The sequence below is a fragment of the Saprospiraceae bacterium genome (genome assembly GCA_016710235.1).
GTDB lineage: Bacteria > Bacteroidota > Bacteroidia > Chitinophagales > Saprospiraceae > Vicinibacter.
Genome location: JADJLG010000001.1, coordinates 431,413 through 446,638 on the forward strand (window position 1 = coordinate 431,413; position 15,226 = coordinate 446,638).

General features: G+C 39.5%; 14 protein-coding genes. 4 read left to right on the plus strand and 10 right to left on the minus strand.

Annotation, left to right across the window (positions count from 1 at the left end; all coding sequences use genetic code 11):
• Window positions 1-31: 31 nt before the first annotated feature.
• Window positions 32-772, plus strand: coding sequence for a hypothetical protein (locus IPI99_01860; protein MBK7339256.1), 741 nt, complete (start codon window positions 32-34; stop codon window positions 770-772).
• Window positions 772-1,878: a cytochrome C peroxidase gene (locus IPI99_01865; protein MBK7339257.1), complete on the plus strand. Its 1,107-nt coding sequence runs from the start codon at window positions 772-774 to the stop codon at window positions 1,876-1,878. Before IPI99_01860 ends, IPI99_01865 begins: the two co-directional genes overlap by 1 nt.
• 734 nt (window positions 1,879-2,612) lie before the next feature.
• On the opposite strand, the gene groL is transcribed toward IPI99_01865, so the two are convergent.
• The 7 genes from groL to miaB all read right to left on the minus strand — a co-directional run bounded on the left by groL (window position 2,613) and on the right by miaB (window position 9,198).
• Window positions 2,613-4,244 (minus strand): chaperonin GroEL, encoded by a 1,632-nt coding sequence (groL, locus tag IPI99_01870; GenBank protein MBK7339258.1) that lies wholly within the window; start codon window positions 4,242-4,244, stop codon window positions 2,613-2,615.
• A gap of 49 nt (window positions 4,245-4,293) precedes the next feature.
• Window positions 4,294-4,560, minus strand: a complete 267-nt coding sequence (locus IPI99_01875; protein ID MBK7339259.1) for a co-chaperone GroES — start codon at window positions 4,558-4,560, stop codon at window positions 4,294-4,296.
• A 212-nt stretch (window positions 4,561-4,772) separates the two neighbouring features.
• Window positions 4,773-5,054: a preprotein translocase subunit SecG gene (gene secG, locus IPI99_01880; GenBank protein ID MBK7339260.1), complete on the minus strand. Its 282-nt coding sequence runs from the start codon at window positions 5,052-5,054 to the stop codon at window positions 4,773-4,775.
• A 12-nt stretch (window positions 5,055-5,066) separates the two neighbouring features.
• The gene (locus IPI99_01885; protein MBK7339261.1) at window positions 5,067-5,993 is read right to left on the minus strand and encodes a hypothetical protein; all 927 of its coding nucleotides are present in this window, start codon (window positions 5,991-5,993) and stop codon (window positions 5,067-5,069) included.
• Between the two features lie 21 nt (window positions 5,994-6,014).
• A complete protein-coding gene (locus IPI99_01890; protein MBK7339262.1) occupies window positions 6,015-6,509 on the minus strand; it encodes a hypothetical protein in 495 nt (164 codons plus the stop codon).
• Window positions 6,506-7,774 carry a sigma-54-dependent Fis family transcriptional regulator gene (locus tag IPI99_01895; protein MBK7339263.1) on the minus strand — a complete coding sequence of 423 codons (1,269 nt, stop codon included), beginning with the start codon at window positions 7,772-7,774 and terminating at the stop codon, window positions 6,506-6,508. The genes IPI99_01890 and IPI99_01895 overlap by 4 nt, the downstream gene beginning before the upstream one ends.
• Window positions 7,775-7,776: 2 nt before the next feature.
• Window positions 7,777-9,198 (minus strand): tRNA (N6-isopentenyl adenosine(37)-C2)-methylthiotransferase MiaB, encoded by a 1,422-nt coding sequence (gene miaB, locus IPI99_01900; GenBank protein MBK7339264.1) that lies wholly within the window; start codon window positions 9,196-9,198, stop codon window positions 7,777-7,779.
• 176 nt (window positions 9,199-9,374) lie between these two features.
• Here miaB and IPI99_01905 point away from each other — a divergent pair, with 176 nt between their 5' ends.
• Both IPI99_01905 and IPI99_01910 read left to right on the plus strand, forming a co-directional pair.
• Window positions 9,375-10,079: a hypothetical protein gene (locus tag IPI99_01905; GenBank protein MBK7339265.1), complete on the plus strand. Its 705-nt coding sequence runs from the start codon at window positions 9,375-9,377 to the stop codon at window positions 10,077-10,079.
• Window positions 10,080-10,186: 107 nt separating this feature from the next.
• Window positions 10,187-11,179: a glucose-1-phosphate thymidylyltransferase gene (locus IPI99_01910; protein MBK7339266.1), complete on the plus strand. Its 993-nt coding sequence runs from the start codon at window positions 10,187-10,189 to the stop codon at window positions 11,177-11,179.
• Between the two features lie 7 nt (window positions 11,180-11,186).
• On the opposite strand, the gene IPI99_01915 is transcribed toward IPI99_01910, so the two are convergent.
• From IPI99_01915 to IPI99_01925, 3 genes are read right to left on the minus strand one after another with little or no spacing between them, the layout of a single operon-like run.
• Window positions 11,187-12,425: an HlyC/CorC family transporter gene (locus IPI99_01915; GenBank protein ID MBK7339267.1), complete on the minus strand. Its 1,239-nt coding sequence runs from the start codon at window positions 12,423-12,425 to the stop codon at window positions 11,187-11,189.
• Between the two features lie 4 nt (window positions 12,426-12,429).
• Complete coding sequence (gene lptC / locus IPI99_01920) at window positions 12,430-12,963, minus strand: LPS export ABC transporter periplasmic protein LptC (GenBank protein ID MBK7339268.1); 534 nt, start codon at window positions 12,961-12,963, stop codon at window positions 12,430-12,432.
• A gap of 26 nt (window positions 12,964-12,989) precedes the next feature.
• Window positions 12,990-15,101: a gliding motility-associated C-terminal domain-containing protein gene (locus IPI99_01925; GenBank protein MBK7339269.1), complete on the minus strand. Its 2,112-nt coding sequence runs from the start codon at window positions 15,099-15,101 to the stop codon at window positions 12,990-12,992.
• Between the last annotated feature and the right edge of the window lie 125 nt (window positions 15,102-15,226).

Below are 15,226 nucleotides of genomic sequence, written 5' to 3' on the forward strand. Positions count from 1 at the left end.
GAAGCAAAACATTTGCTTTTAAAAACTATATATGAATAAAATTGGACTGCTACTCATTATTGTAATGGGTCTCACGTCATGTGGTGATAAAAATCATGAAGGACACGGCGAATTGGGTTTAACGATCAAAGGCCGATACAATGGTGAAGCTTTAGTCATGAACCAAAATTACAAGTATTTTGATGGGTCAGACATCAATTTTTCAAGATCAGAGTGGTTTATAAGTGATATCGAATTGGTCAAAGGAACTGACACCGCGCTATTAAAAGATTATGATTTTATTGAATTCAATGATCATACAAACTTGACCAAAGCTGAAGCCGGAGTACATATTCATCTGGCCAATATTCCGGAAGGAAACTATTCACAAATCAGATTTAAAATTGGACTTCCGCCGGAACTCAATAAAAAAGATCCTGCGGACTTTCAAGTGGGAGACCCTTTGAGTGAAGGCACTAATTATTGGGCTGGCTGGAAAAGCTATATATTCTCAAAAACCGAGGGCAACATAACCAACTCAAAAGGTATATCCAAGAGTTTCGCTTTTCATAGTGGATTTGATACCCTAATGCAGCAGGTCGTACTCAACAAAATTATTGAAATCGATGATGATGCAACAACTGCTCTGACTTTGGAGTTGGACCATAAACGATTGTTTGGCGATCAACAAAATTATCTGGATATCATTTCAGATCCGATATTTCATGATCTGGATGATACTAGGATATTTATTTTTATGGACCACTTTAAGAATTCTTTTTCAATTAAATAATGGATTCGGTTAGGCAGTATTTAGTCATATTCTCAATCCTATTCACAATAGCTTCTTCTTGTAATCAGGAGCCTTCTGATCAAAAGGGAGAAACGGACCTGACGAATATTGCATATTCTCCATCTGAATATAAGATAGATTACCCTTCGGACTTTCCAAAACCGGCCACCATTCCTGACAATCCACTGAGTGCTGAGGGCGTACAATTAGGCAGGCATTTGTTTTATGATCCGATTCTGTCATCAGATAGTTCATTGTCTTGCGCTAGTTGCCACAATCCACGAACGGCCTTTACTGACAATGTAGCATTCAGCAAAGGTGTCACGGGAGAGTTGGGTTCAAGGAGTTCCATGAGTGTGCTGAATGCAGTATATGCATCGAAAGGATACTTTTGGGATGGTCGGGCACCTACTCTGGAAGATCAAGCGCTACAACCTGTTGAAAATCCTGTAGAATTGCACGAACAATGGCCAAATGTTGAAGAAAAGTTGAGGAGACATCCTTTGTATCCTGCTATGTTTCGAAAAGCTTTTGGCATCCAATCCAGGAAAGAAATCTCAAAAGAACTAGCAGCCAAAGCCATATCACAATTTGAAAGAATTTTGGTCACCGGACAAAACAGCATTTTTTTCAAACAGAAGCGAGGGGAGATATTTTTCTCTGATGATGAGCAAACCGGGCACGATATGTTTTTTGATTTGGATCCGCTATTGCAAGATGCTGAATGTAACCATTGTCATGCAGTTCCTTTTTTTACTGCCAATGACTTTTTCAACAACGGATTGGACTCTGCAGCGAGTTACAGTGAATTCAAAGACCCTGGAAGAGGTAAAATTACAGGGGTGAGTGCTGATACCGGCAAGTTTAAAGCACCAACTCTGTTTAATATCGCCTTGACTGCTCCATATATGAAAGATGGAAGGTTTAAAACTTTAGAAGAGGTGGTGGAACACTATAATTCTGGTGGTCATGGCAGCCCCAACAAAAATCCTTTGATCTATCCTTTGCGTCTGAGTAATAAACAAAAAAAGCAGTTGATCAGCTTTTTGAAGACCCTCACAGACACCACTTACCTTCAAAATCCGGACATTTTCAGCCCTTTCTAGATTTTTAATAAAAAAAAATTGAGCTCACGCACCTACAAAAAAATGATTTCTTCAGATTTTATAAGCATCAGTTTTATAAATTAAATTTATAACAAACTAATATTTAGTGCTTTTTACATTAAATAATATAAATATATAAATTATTTATATGTGATAATGCCATTTTTTTGTACTTGTGGGCTCTCGGAAATCGTCGGATAATTGTATCGTGATTGTTTAACAAAGGGAAGAATTACAATCAGAATGCTGGTAAACGTATCAGCGACCGTAAAATTCGGATATGTTCATGGGATTAAAATTTGTTAATAGGAAGTCTGGCTAAATGGCCGGGCTTCTATTAACAAGTCTCCCGAACCATCTAAGCGAAGAAGTTCATGAGATTATATTTATAAAGTAAGCTAGTTTGGATATGTTCATGGGATTATAATAGCCGGTTGGTGCCTTCAACCGGCTATTTCCTTCAAAAGAAAACAAAAAAGCAATTCGTAAAAACCTATTTCAAAACGAAAAACAGAAATCCTGTCCTTGCGGACGGGATTTTTTTTTGAAAAGAACCAAGGGATGAGTTTCTAACTATAGACGATAATTATTGCAGCTGAGATTTACCTCTTGTGACAAATCTCAAAACAAGAAATGGGTTAACTGCTCCGTTTTCCCAAAATCATAGATAAAAAAAAAGGTCTGCCGGATAACAGCAGACCTATTATAAGTCAATATTTGTTTTTGATCGAGGATTACATCATTCCATCCATGCCTCCCGGATGCGGATGAGCGTGACCTTTGTCTTCTTTTGGCTTGTCGCTAATCACACACTCCGTCATCAACACCATGCCGGCAATAGATCCTGCGTTCTCAAGAGCGATTCTAGTAACTTTGGTTGGATCGATCACTCCGGCTTTCTTCAAGTCTTCGTACACATCTGTTCTGGCATTGTATCCGAAAGATCCTTTTTTTGCTTTAACGTTCATCGCAACTACACTGCCCTCAACGCCAGCATTTTCTGCAATCACTCTGAGAGGTGATTCAAGAGCTTTCTTTACAATTTCTACACCTATCTTTTCATCCTCATTATTTGCTTTGACTTTTTCCAGACTATCGATTGCTCTCAAAAGAGCAACGCCACCTCCACAAACGATTCCTTCTTCGACAGCTGCACGAGTAGCGTGCAAAGCATCGTCCACTCTGTCTTTTTTCTCTTTCATTTCAACTTCAGTAGCGGCTCCAACGTAAAGCACTGCTACCCCACCGGCCAATTTTGCTAAACGCTCCTGCAGTTTCTCTTTGTCATAATCTGAGCTTGTCTCTCCGATTTGAACTTTGATCTGATTGATACGAGCATCGATCATTTTCTTTTGACCTTTGCCATTAACAATCGTTGTATTGTCTTTGTCCGTTTCAATCTTTTCTGCTTGCCCGAGGTCAGATAGTTCTGCGTTTTCCAGCTTGTAACCTTTTTCTTCAGAGATCACAGTACCATTTGTCAATACAGCGATATCTTCCAACATTGCTTTTCGGCGGTCACCAAATCCCGGAGCTTTTACAGCAACAACTTTCAAATTTGCACGAAGTCTATTTACGACCAATACTCCAAGAGCTTGGCTATCCACATCTTCTGCAATAATTAATAAAGGGCGACCTGAAGACACCACTTTTTCCAACACTGGTACGATCTCCTGCATGTTGGAGATCTTTTTGTCAGTGATCAATATGTAAGGGTTGTCATACTCAGCGATCATTTTGTCTGCGTTTGTAATAAAATATGGCGACAAATAACCTCTATCAAACTGCATCCCGATTACTTCCTCCACATAAGTATTGGTACCTTTTGCCTCTTCGACAGTGATGACCCCATCTTTGGAGACTCTCTTCATCGCATCAGCAATTAAACCACCAATCTCTTCGTCATTGTTAGCAGAGATAGAACCTACTTGCTTTATTTTTCCTATGTCGTTCCCGATTTGCTCTGATTGTTTTTTAAGGTCAGCAGTTACTGCTTGAACCGCCTTATCAATACCTCTTTTAAGATCCATAGGATTTGCACCTGCGGCAACATATTTCATTCCTGCCGTCACCATTGCTTGAGCCAAAACAGTAGCTGTAGTCGTACCATCTCCTGCTATATCGGCTGTCTTAGATGCGACTTCTTTAAGCATTTGAGCCCCCATGTTCTCAACTGCGTCTTCGAGTTCAACTTCTTTTGCAACGGTTACGCCGTCTTTTGTAATTTGAGGAGCGCCGAAGCTCTTTTGTATGACTACATTTCTTCCTTTAGGTCCAAGGGTAACCTTTACGGCATTAGCCAATTTGTCGATTCCGGATTTCAATTTTTCACGAGAATCTGCTTTAAAACTTATTTCTTTTGCCATTTTATTTTAGTTTTTGATATTCTTTAAAATTTAATTTTCTCAGGGAGAGTTAGTCTATGATCACGAGGATATCATCTTCACGCATGATCAGATAGTCTGCACCTTTGTATTGGAACTCTTGCCCTGAATATTTGCCATAAAGGACAATGTCTCCTTTGCTTACTGTCATCATATTGCCATCTTTTCCAGGGCCTACTGCAACGACTTCACCCCTCTGAGGCTTTTCTTTTGCAGTATCCGGAATGATGATTCCACCTTTTGTTTTCTCATCCGCTGAAGCGGGCTTGATAATTACTCGATCATTAATTGGTTTCATATAGAAATAGAATAAGTTGTTGAAAAATATTTTTTGAAACAACCCAATATATCATGAACTATGCCAGCATGACATTCAGGTAAATTTGTCAGTAATTCCTGACAAAACCAGACAGATTTTCGCAATTTGATGCCCTTTGAGTAATAGAATAAAGGATTATACCAGTCCGGATGAACAGCTCAATTTGCTTTAACCCAAAAGGAAAGATAAATTTACTGCGGAGTATTTGTTGGTGGCACTTCCGGAGTTGGCAAGCTCTCTGCTCCAGCACCTGCCATGATTGCAGCTACAATACAAAGTACCAATAATGCCGCTGCCAAGTACCAAGTAAGCTTTTCGACAAAATCTGCCGAGCGTGCAGCACCAAACATTTGATTTGCCTGACTTCCACCAAAGGTAGAGTCAATACCACCACCTTTCGGGTTCTGAATAAGTATAACCGCGATCAAAAGAACACTGATTATTGCGATCAGAACGGTAACTAGAGGCAACATATCTGATAAATTTTATAGTTTTTCAATAAGAGACGCAAAGATAGAACTTTTTTCCGGAAACTTCCGGGCCAATTTTTGATACATCTGTTTAGCTTGTTCAGTATGGCCTTGCTGAGCTAGTAATGCAGCTAGTGTCTCGCTAATGACTTTTTCATCCAGAACGACATGATCCTCTATCTGTGAGACAGACTTTTCTGTTCTTTTTGACTTTTTTGGCGATTCGGCATTTTCCTTAAGTTTAGTATTCATTTCAGCTTTCGCTTTTTTTCTACCCTGCTCGTCAGTAGAGGATTTGAAATGCAATAGCCATTCAACATAACCTGAAGGAATTCTGTCCGAACTGGCAAAGTTGGATTTGGGCTCCGCTGACTTTATCATTTCTCTCGAAACAGATTTAGCTTGTTCCTTCTTTGGTCTCTGATCCTTTGATTCAGAATCTTTGGTCTTAGAGATTGCAATTGGCTTTTTCTTTTCTCCTAAATCTTTAGATTTCAAATTCTTAGCAGATGGCGGCGGCAATGCTCTATCCATTTCTTTTGTAATGGGTTCCTTTTTATTGTGAGATTTTTCGGTGAGAATATTCCCTTTGATCTCATCGTTAATCAGCTCTTGCTTTTTGTCACTAGGTTTTGGTTCTACCGATTGAACTCTCGCATCGGATTTGACCTCTGGAAGTTCTTGGTCATTTGACTCAATAACTGAATTGCTACGATCCACTATGCTGTCTTGCGCTGGTTTTGTCTCAGCGTCAGAGAATTTCTTTTTTTCTGTTAATTCTATCCTACGTCTTCTTGGATCAACAAACATTGGATCGGGCAATCCCGCCAAAGCTCTTTCACTCAGCACATCCTCATTTACTTTCCAATAATATGCTGATAATGGGAAATCAAAGTTCGTTTGATCCACCTCACTCGGTTTATTTCTATTCTCAGAATCCATATTTTGCTATTTGAATGAAAGTTACCAATTCGAAAAAGCGACATTGAACACATCTTGAATCAATAATGCATTGACCTCCTTGGTTAATCTTTCGCTTTCGGAATCGAAATTTATGTTTGCATCATAATCTACATAGCGAGTAAAATTCTTCTTCCAGGATTTTTTTTCGTCTTTGTCAAATTTGCTTTCCACTTCTAAGCTGATAGTCAATCGGTTTAAGGAGGAATATCCTTCTGCATTTGCAGCTTGTGAGCTTACTCCAAACTCGATCACTTTGCAATTGAAGACCATATCTGCACCTTGCTCTATATATTTTAACCTGCTGTCTTTTCTGAATTTGTTGGACATATCTTCCGCCAAGTTTACTGTGTACATCGGAGGGGAATTAGACGTAATATCCTCCAAACTTTCAATATAAAAAGATTCAACACCTTCTGGAACTACTATACCTTTGAATGAAAGGCTGCAGGAATTCAGCAAAAACAGAACCGGAGCAAAATACCAGAAATACCTCATGAGTCTAGATGGTAGAAGTTGATTTTTCTATATAACGTCCGCTCTGATATCCCCAGTTCATCAGCGGCATCTTTCCTTTTTCCATTGAATTTTTTCAAAGCTTTTCGGATCATTTCCTTTTCCATTTCTTCAATAGAAAGTTTCTCTTCTACCATTTCTACAGGATGGAAGACTTCTGTATTTTTTCCTATAATCCTTGGCTTGTCTGAGCTCTCCGTCATTTCTTTATTGTAATTATGCTCATCAGACCAGTTCGATGAATTGCCATTGTACAGAGGTTGGGACATCACACTTTTATAAGGCATCATCGCATTGGGAATTTCAAGGTCATTGACCTGTGCCATTTGAAAAAACATGCTTTTGAGTTGATTGAGATCTTGCTTCATCTCAAAGAGCAACTTGTACAAGATTTCCCTTTCCTGAAAGCTCATATGATCATTTCCATCACCCTTCAAACTTGGAAGATGGGTACTACGTATATCTGGAATTATTCTTTCCAATTGGTCAGAATGGATGAGTTTCTGATCGCTCAACACAGAGAGTTGTTCGACTGCATTTCTCAATTCGCGGACATTGCCGGGCCAGGGATAAGAGAGCAACCACTCAGTACTTTTCTCATCCAGCTCAATTGCCGATGTCTTGTACTTTTCTGCAAAATCCTTAGCGAACTTTTTGAAAAGCAGTAAGATATCTTCTCTCCTTTCCTTGAGGGCCGGAATTCTAATTGGAACTGTATTCAGTCGGTAATATAGATCTTCTCGAAACTTTCCTTTGTTTACCTTCTCCAAGAGATTGACATTGGTGGCAGCTATGACCCTGACATTGGTTTTGAGCACTTTAGAGGATCCTACTCTTATGAATTCACCCGATTCTAATATACGCAATAGAAAGGCTTGGGTGTCCATCGGCATTTCTCCAATTTCATCGAGAAAAATAGTACCTCCATCAGCGGTTTCAAAATAACCTTTTCTTTCCCCCGTAGCGCCGGTGAAAGATCCTTTTTCGTGACCAAACAACTCTGAGTTAATTGTCCCGGCAGGGATTGCGCCGCAGTTTACAGCAATGAAAGCATTGTGCTTTCTTGGACTGAGCTGGTGGATGATCTTTGAAAAAACTTCTTTCCCGGTTCCGCTTTCTCCCGTGATTAAAACTGTAAGATCAGTGGAAGCCACCCGGACAGCAGTGTCGAGTGCCTGGTGGAGCTTTTCGGATCGACCTATGATCCCAAATCTCTGTTTGATACTTTGTATTGAATCGCTTACCATTCTTATTCTACGATTATACCTGCCAATGTTGCGCTGCTAGCAGAAAGTACTTTAACTTTTACATAGTCTCCGGGGCGATAGGATTCTTTTTTAGGAAATACAAGCATTTTGTTTTGTGAATTACGGCCTTTGAAATCTTCAGCCGATTTTTTACTATCCCCTTCAATTAAAACTTCAAACACCTTGCCGATATCGGCATTATTGTGCTCATAACTGAGTTGGTTTTGTAGTCTGATAATTTCATTGAGTCTGAACTTTTTGATTGCATCAGGTATATCATCCTTCAACTTGCGAGCTGCAGGTGTACCAGGTCTCTCAGAATACATGAACATATAGCTCATACTATAGCGAGCATAACGCATCATCTCTAAGGTATCATTGTGTTCTGTTTCTGTTTCAGTGCAAAAGCCAGCGATAATGTCTGATGAAATGGCGCACTCCGGCATGATGGAATAGATTTTAGATACCCGGTTTTTATACCATTCAGCATCGTATGTCCTATTCATCAACTCTAAAATTCTGCTATTTCCTGACTGCACAGGCAAGTGGATATACTTACAGATATTCGGATACTTTGCCATGATCTCTATGAGCCTGTCAGAAATATCCTTAGGGTGAGAAGTTGAAAAGCGGATCCTCAGAGCTGGATTGACCTGTGCTACATGTTCCAGAAGTTGATCAAAAGTCACTACCCGGCCTGATTCCGGGTTGGTCCATTTATAACTGTCGACATTTTGACCTAATAAAGTTACCTCGCGGTAGCCTTGATGAAAAAGGTCTTCTGCTTCTGCTATAATACTGAACATATCTCTGCTTCGCTCTCTTCCTCTAGTATAAGGAACAACGCAAAATGAGCACATATTATCGCAGCCACGCATGATAGAGATAAATGCGGTCACACCGTTAGAATCAAGTCTGACAGGCGCTATATCTGCATATGTCTCTTCTCTGGACAAAAACACATTCACCGCTTTATCCCCATCCGCAGCTTTATTTACTAACTGACCAATGTCTCGATAAGCATCTGGGCCGACTACAAGGTCAACCAATCTTTCCTCCTCAAGAAACTTGCTTTTGAGTCGCTCCGCCATGCAGCCCAATACTCCCACAAGTAGTTCCGGTTTCTTTTTCTTGAGATGAGAAAGTTCTTTCAGGCGTTTTCGAACGGTCTCCTCTGCTTTCTCCCTTATTGAACAGGTATTCAGAAAGATCAAATCGGCATCTGTCACATCTCTGGTACTCATCATACCTTGTTGGGCCAATATAGATGCGACTATCTCTGAATCACTGAAATTCATCTGACAGCCATAACTTTCTATATAATACTTTGTCCCTGCCGGCCTCAACACTTCGGCTTCAAAGACCAATGCTTCCCCTTGTCGAGATTCATCTAAAGTATGAAGTGTAGTACTTTCGTCGAACATAGTAAGCTTTTACAACTGAACAAAATCTGACATTTTGTTCGTCAAACAACTGAATTTAAAGGCACAAAGATAGAATAAGTCTAAAAATGAAATGACAAAATGGCAGTAAATTAATTTAACCTTAACGCAAATCATCTCATCGTAATTTTGTTTAACTATTACTGAATCAAAAACAAATGAACAAAAAGTATAAGTACCTGATCGCATGTGTATGCAGCCTAACTATGATTGGCGGTGTGTTCGGACAAGCCAATGGGTTTGGGTTCAAAACAGGTCCTTCGCTGGGGTTTCAAAAATGGGGAGGAACTTCCCGGCAGCCCTTGACTAAATTTAGCGTGGATATTTTTGCCGATAGTGAAGGATCAGGAGATACCAGAAATACTATTTACGGGCAGCTCGGTTACCATACGAGAGGAAGTGCATTTCGTTATTCAAGATTTATAGATTTAAATGGAAATGTGTCCAAGGGAGGAAGCTTTTCAATGCAATTTCACAATATTGTCCTGGAGCTTGGAATGAAACGTTTTATCAAAACTCCTACCAAACTTCAGGCATTTTACGCATTAGGTCTGAGAGGGGAATACACTGCAAAAACTAAATTTGAGATCCAGGAAAGTTACAGGGACTTCGTTCGTAAATATAACTATGGAATTTCCCTGAGATTAGGAGCTGAATCTAGGGTCAGCAAAGTAGCAGCAATGGGATTTGAATTCAACATCGCACAGGACATTTCTCGTCAGATTTGGGTACCTGCAGGAACCAAATGGTATGATTACTATACTGGCAGCTATACTATTGGTGCGGAGCAGAGTATCCGAAATTTTAGTCTGGAGTTAAGTGTCTATTTTAGATTCTTGCAGATCATAGTCTATGAAGAATAAGTTCTTCTTATGGAGTGAATGGACAGTTTTGAATAATCTACTAAGCTCTGATTCCACACATGCTGGAGACAGTCGCGATTGGAATAAAATTTGTATGCTACTTTAATATGAAAGCCATCATCCCAGTTGCCGGTGCGGGCACTAAACTAAGACCGCTCACATATACTCAACCCAAGCCCCTCATTCCGGTAGCAGGCAAACCCATCATTTCATTTATCCTTGACCAATTGATCCTGACAGAAACCGAAGAATTTATTTTTGTCATCGGATACATGGGTGAAAAAATAAAAGCTTATGTACAAGAGTATTATCCTAAGATCAAAAAAAGTTTTATCCTCCAGGAAGACAGAATGGGTTTGGGACAAGCGATACATTCTTGTCAACCTCTTATAAATCCGGGCGACGAAGTCATTATTCAGCTAGGTGACTCGATATTGGATATGGATTATCAGGTAATCAGCAATTCGAGGCACTCCACTCTTGCAGTGAGAAAAGTTTCTGATCCTCGCAATTTTGGTGTGGTAGAACTCAACGATAAAGGCTATGTCATGCGCCTTGTCGAAAAACCATTGATACCAAAAAGCAATCTCGCCCTGGTAGGTTTATACTTCATCAAAGAGTTTGGAAACTTATTTGAAGCACTGGACTATAACATCAGAAATAATCTCAAAACTCGAGATGAATTTCATCTTACGGATGGTTTGATGAGAATGGTCGAACAAGGACATATTTTGGATACTATGGAAGTAAGGAATTGGTTTGATTGTGGTAAAAAAGAAGTCCTTTTGCAGAATAATGCCATACTATTGGAAAGGCAACACGATGAGTCCAGAATTTATGATTTTCCAGGAACCATTATTGTACCTCCTGTAAGCATTGGAAAAAACTGTACAATAAAAAATTCAATTATTGGACCGTCAGTGACCATCGGTGATTCAGCACAAATTGAACATGCCATATTAAAGGACGCAATTATTGGCAATTTCACCGTGATAGCCGATCTGGTACTCAATCACTCCATCATTGGAAATGATGCCGTGATACGAGGAAAATTTCAAAGTTTTAATATTGGGGATAACACAGAAATAGACATGGTGTAAACCAAAATTAATTCTGCTTCACGATGCGCACTCTTTCAATTCTTGTATCACTTACTGATTCTAAAATAAATTTATAATTATCCCAAATGAATTCATCACCCTGTTCCGGAATATTACCACTTTGCGTCACTATATAACCTGATAAGGTCTGGTATTCTCCCGGTGGCAAATCAATATCAAATTCTTGTTTGAGATATGACAATTCGAGTCTTCCTGAAAAAACAAATTCATAAGGCGAAACGACTTCTTCAATGAACTCCTCCTTATCGTGTTCATCTTCGATCTCACCAAATATTTCTTCCAAAATATCTTCCAGTGTAATGATGCCGGATGTGCCACCAAATTCATCCACAACACAAGCCATTGAAATTCTCAATTTATTCATCCGCAACATCAAATCATAAACATTCAAAGTTTCCGGAACAAATGGCATATCCATCACCATGGCCTTTATCGTCTTGTGCTCCTTAAACATTTGTTGATGATGAATGTAACCTAAAACATTGTCGATATCACCATCAATTACTATAATCTTGGATAAACTTGATTCGGAAAATACCTGACGCAAATCAGCAAGACTTTCCTGTACGTCAATCGCGACGATCTCAGTACGAGGTATCATACAATTTTTAACCTTAATTTGTCTGAGATTGAGCGCATTTTTAAAAATATCTGCGTCAATGACTTCATCCGAGATATGCACCTGCCCCTGGATAAAATGCTCCAGATCCATGGTATTGAATCGCTGTTGATTTTTCTCCATAGAAGCACCCAACACTCTACGTATGATAAAAGATGAAATCCATGATAAAAATCGTGCCGGCCATGATAAAAGTTTATAAAAAAAATACAATGGATAAGCAAGAGGAATCAGAATATCATTTGCATACAATCTAAAAAGTGCTTTTGGGAAAAACTCCCCAAAAACTAATATCACTAAGGTGACAAGAAATGTATTCAATAAAATCAAAACTCCTTCACGGACAGGAAGAAAATGTAAAGTGCTCGTAAAAAAATCTGTGAGGAGGTAGGACAGAGTAACCAATGAAATATTCAATCCCACCATCATCACCGATATAAATTCGTCTGCATTGTCAAAGAATATAGAAAGTATTTTTCCGCTACTACTCCCTCGACTTTTTTTAATTTCGATAGCAAGTTTGTTTGCACTGACGAAAGCGATCTCTGAACCTGAAAAGAAAGCTGTCAAGGCCAGAAAAAATAATATCAATAGAAAAGTCCCCATATATTTATTTCAGCACATCTGGTTTGATAAGTTTTGACGCAGGAATTTGAGCATCAATATATTTCATTGTACTCTTCTGGAATTTCTCATCAGTTTCGAAACCATACCCTTGAATGATTTCATCTTTTCTTGTTACCCTTACGAATTTGTCGGTGTAAAGTTTGCCTTCTCTTTCATCCCAGATCAACTCGGCACTATGCATGGTTTCTCCCCTGTTATTGATAAAGTAAACACTGTCCTGCATGGTAGTGGTTCTGCTTTCCAAACTCCGAATAGCATACTTAGAGCTGAGTGTATTTTGTAACACATTTTTTTTATCATAAAACTCAGCAAGAAAACCATTTGGAAATTCCTCTTTGTGTTCATTGAGTTTTGTGTGACGTATCATCAAAGGTGCTTTGATTTTGATCACGATATTTCCTGAATCACTATAGATAATTTTTACATTTTCGATATACTCCTTGTCGGCATAGCTGGCAGCTTCTTCATCGGACCATTCTTTTCTCTCTTCTTTGCAGGAATACAAAAAAACTATCAACAACAACATCATTGTGTAATCCCTCATCATCGCAACAAGGTAAACTCCCCTGAAATTTCTTTGGTAAAACCGTCGATAAATTTGACCTTGACCACATAAGCAAATACTCCCGGATTCATTTTACTTCCTCTGAACTCACCATTCCAACCTGTAGTAGGGTCATCCAATGGAAGGTTCGCACCGTGATAAACTTCCTCTCCCCATCGATCATAAATCCGCAAATATTCAATGGATCTCACAGCTTTACTACCAAACACAGTAAACACATCATTTATTCCATCTCCATTTGCCGAAAATACATTTGGAGCAAAGACATCATAATTTTTAATGATACGAATGTATAGTGAGTCATATCCTTCACATCCATTCTGATCTACTACTTTGAGAACAAGATATCCTTCCTGAAGTGGCAACACTTTGGAAGACTGGCAAGTTTTGCATTCAATGTCGTGATTCCCTGACCACTCATATTCGTAATTTTGGTTAGGCAATGCTGATCCGTTGACGAATATTTCATCACCCAAATCGATAGTTTTGTCAGCACCTGCATCAGCTATGATGGGTGGTGGCTCTGTGATAGTGACATTAGTAGAGTCCAAGCAGCCTTTTCTATCCTGAATATATATTTTATACACCCCGGGTGACAAATTTGAAAATTTATTCAAAGGGAAAAAGTTCTCTTTATCTAAGGAAAAAAGATAAAATGACTGATTGGTCGACTGGTCAATGTAAGGATTGCCTAACTCTCCCCTAACTACTATTGCACCGTCATTGGATTGATGGCACTTCGTATTCAGGACACTATCCACCGACAATAGCAAATCCGGTAAGTCTTCACAACAAGGTTCAGCAAAAACTCTCCTCACCTCAGTTACTTTGCATCCCAAATCAGTTTCAACGGTTAGGGTGATAAACTTTTCGCCAAAGGAAAAGTAGTTCACTTTATGAGGACCCGGCCCAGTCCCAGTCTGTGGAATGGCGTCCTTCCCAAAATTCCAGTCATACCTGGTAATCCTTCCTCCTTCAAACACAGAACTGTCCTGTATTATAAAATCGGTCTCGCATCTAAGACCTGAAGATGGATTCGTAGTAAAGGCCGGTTCAGGACCAGCAAAATCGCATCCTCCCCATTCCATAGCAAAACCAATGCCTGTTGCTGAAAAATTGTTAATCAATAAAGAATAATATTTGTCCTTTTCCAGTACGAGGTATTTGCTGAAAGCATTTTCCCCGGCATCGCAATTAAAATTCTCGGTTGTATCCCTTTCGGTGAGACTTAGCCCTGTAACATATGGCGCTCTACCTGTTGGAGAACAAGGCGGAGCCGTTGCATTACAACGAAGCAGTTTTTTATCATTACAGTTGTGCAGGCCTGAGGGTAGTTCGTACAAGGCAAAATCAATATCATCTCCTGGATTCAGTGGAGCTATTGAAAATGTAAGGGTACATCGACTAGTTGATTTCCAGGTATACCAAGTGCTCTGCATTTCTGATGCTTGAGCACCACCGCCCTCCCCAAGACAGCTACCTTTGCCCTCGTCACGAATTAATCCTGCACCTTGAAAGCTCTTGTTGACAAAAGGAGAGTTGTCACAGATGACGGTTGCCCGATTACAATCTTGTTCTGCCTGGGCTGGAGGAAAATAGTTATTGATACAGAGCTGAAAAGTACCTGAAGCTCCGTTCAAACCATCAATCCTCAGTAAGTAATCCTGCCCAATGATGAGACCGCCTTCGTAGATCGTGATTACACCTTGTCGTGTAGCATCTGACCCGCAATTTAATTCGGAGATAACACCACCGCATACACCGGAATAAAGAGCTACCTGAGGGGATGCAAGTGTTCCACCAGGACTATTGTTGACGATATTGGTTCCGATAACGGTAATACTTACATCACTGGCGAAGGCTCTGAATGAAAACCAAACATCTCCGTTTGAACTGTTCCAGCAACTGGGAATCCCATAACCACTAGGCGTAGCCCCAACAGTTGTAAAGGCTCCGACTGCACTGCAATACTTACTAACATCACTCAATTTTTCGGGCTTTTGACAATTGTCATTAGCAGGTTGGGCAACCACGCCAGTTATTACAAACAGGTTGACCAAGAGTATAAAATAAGGTAGAATAATTTTCATTTGCACTATTTGTACAACTAAGACGCAATTTGATGCAAAATAGCTTATTGCGCGAGATTAATTTATGCGAAAATTACAATATTTCAAGGGATTTTGTTCAAAATGTCCGCTTTTCATATGGTCTG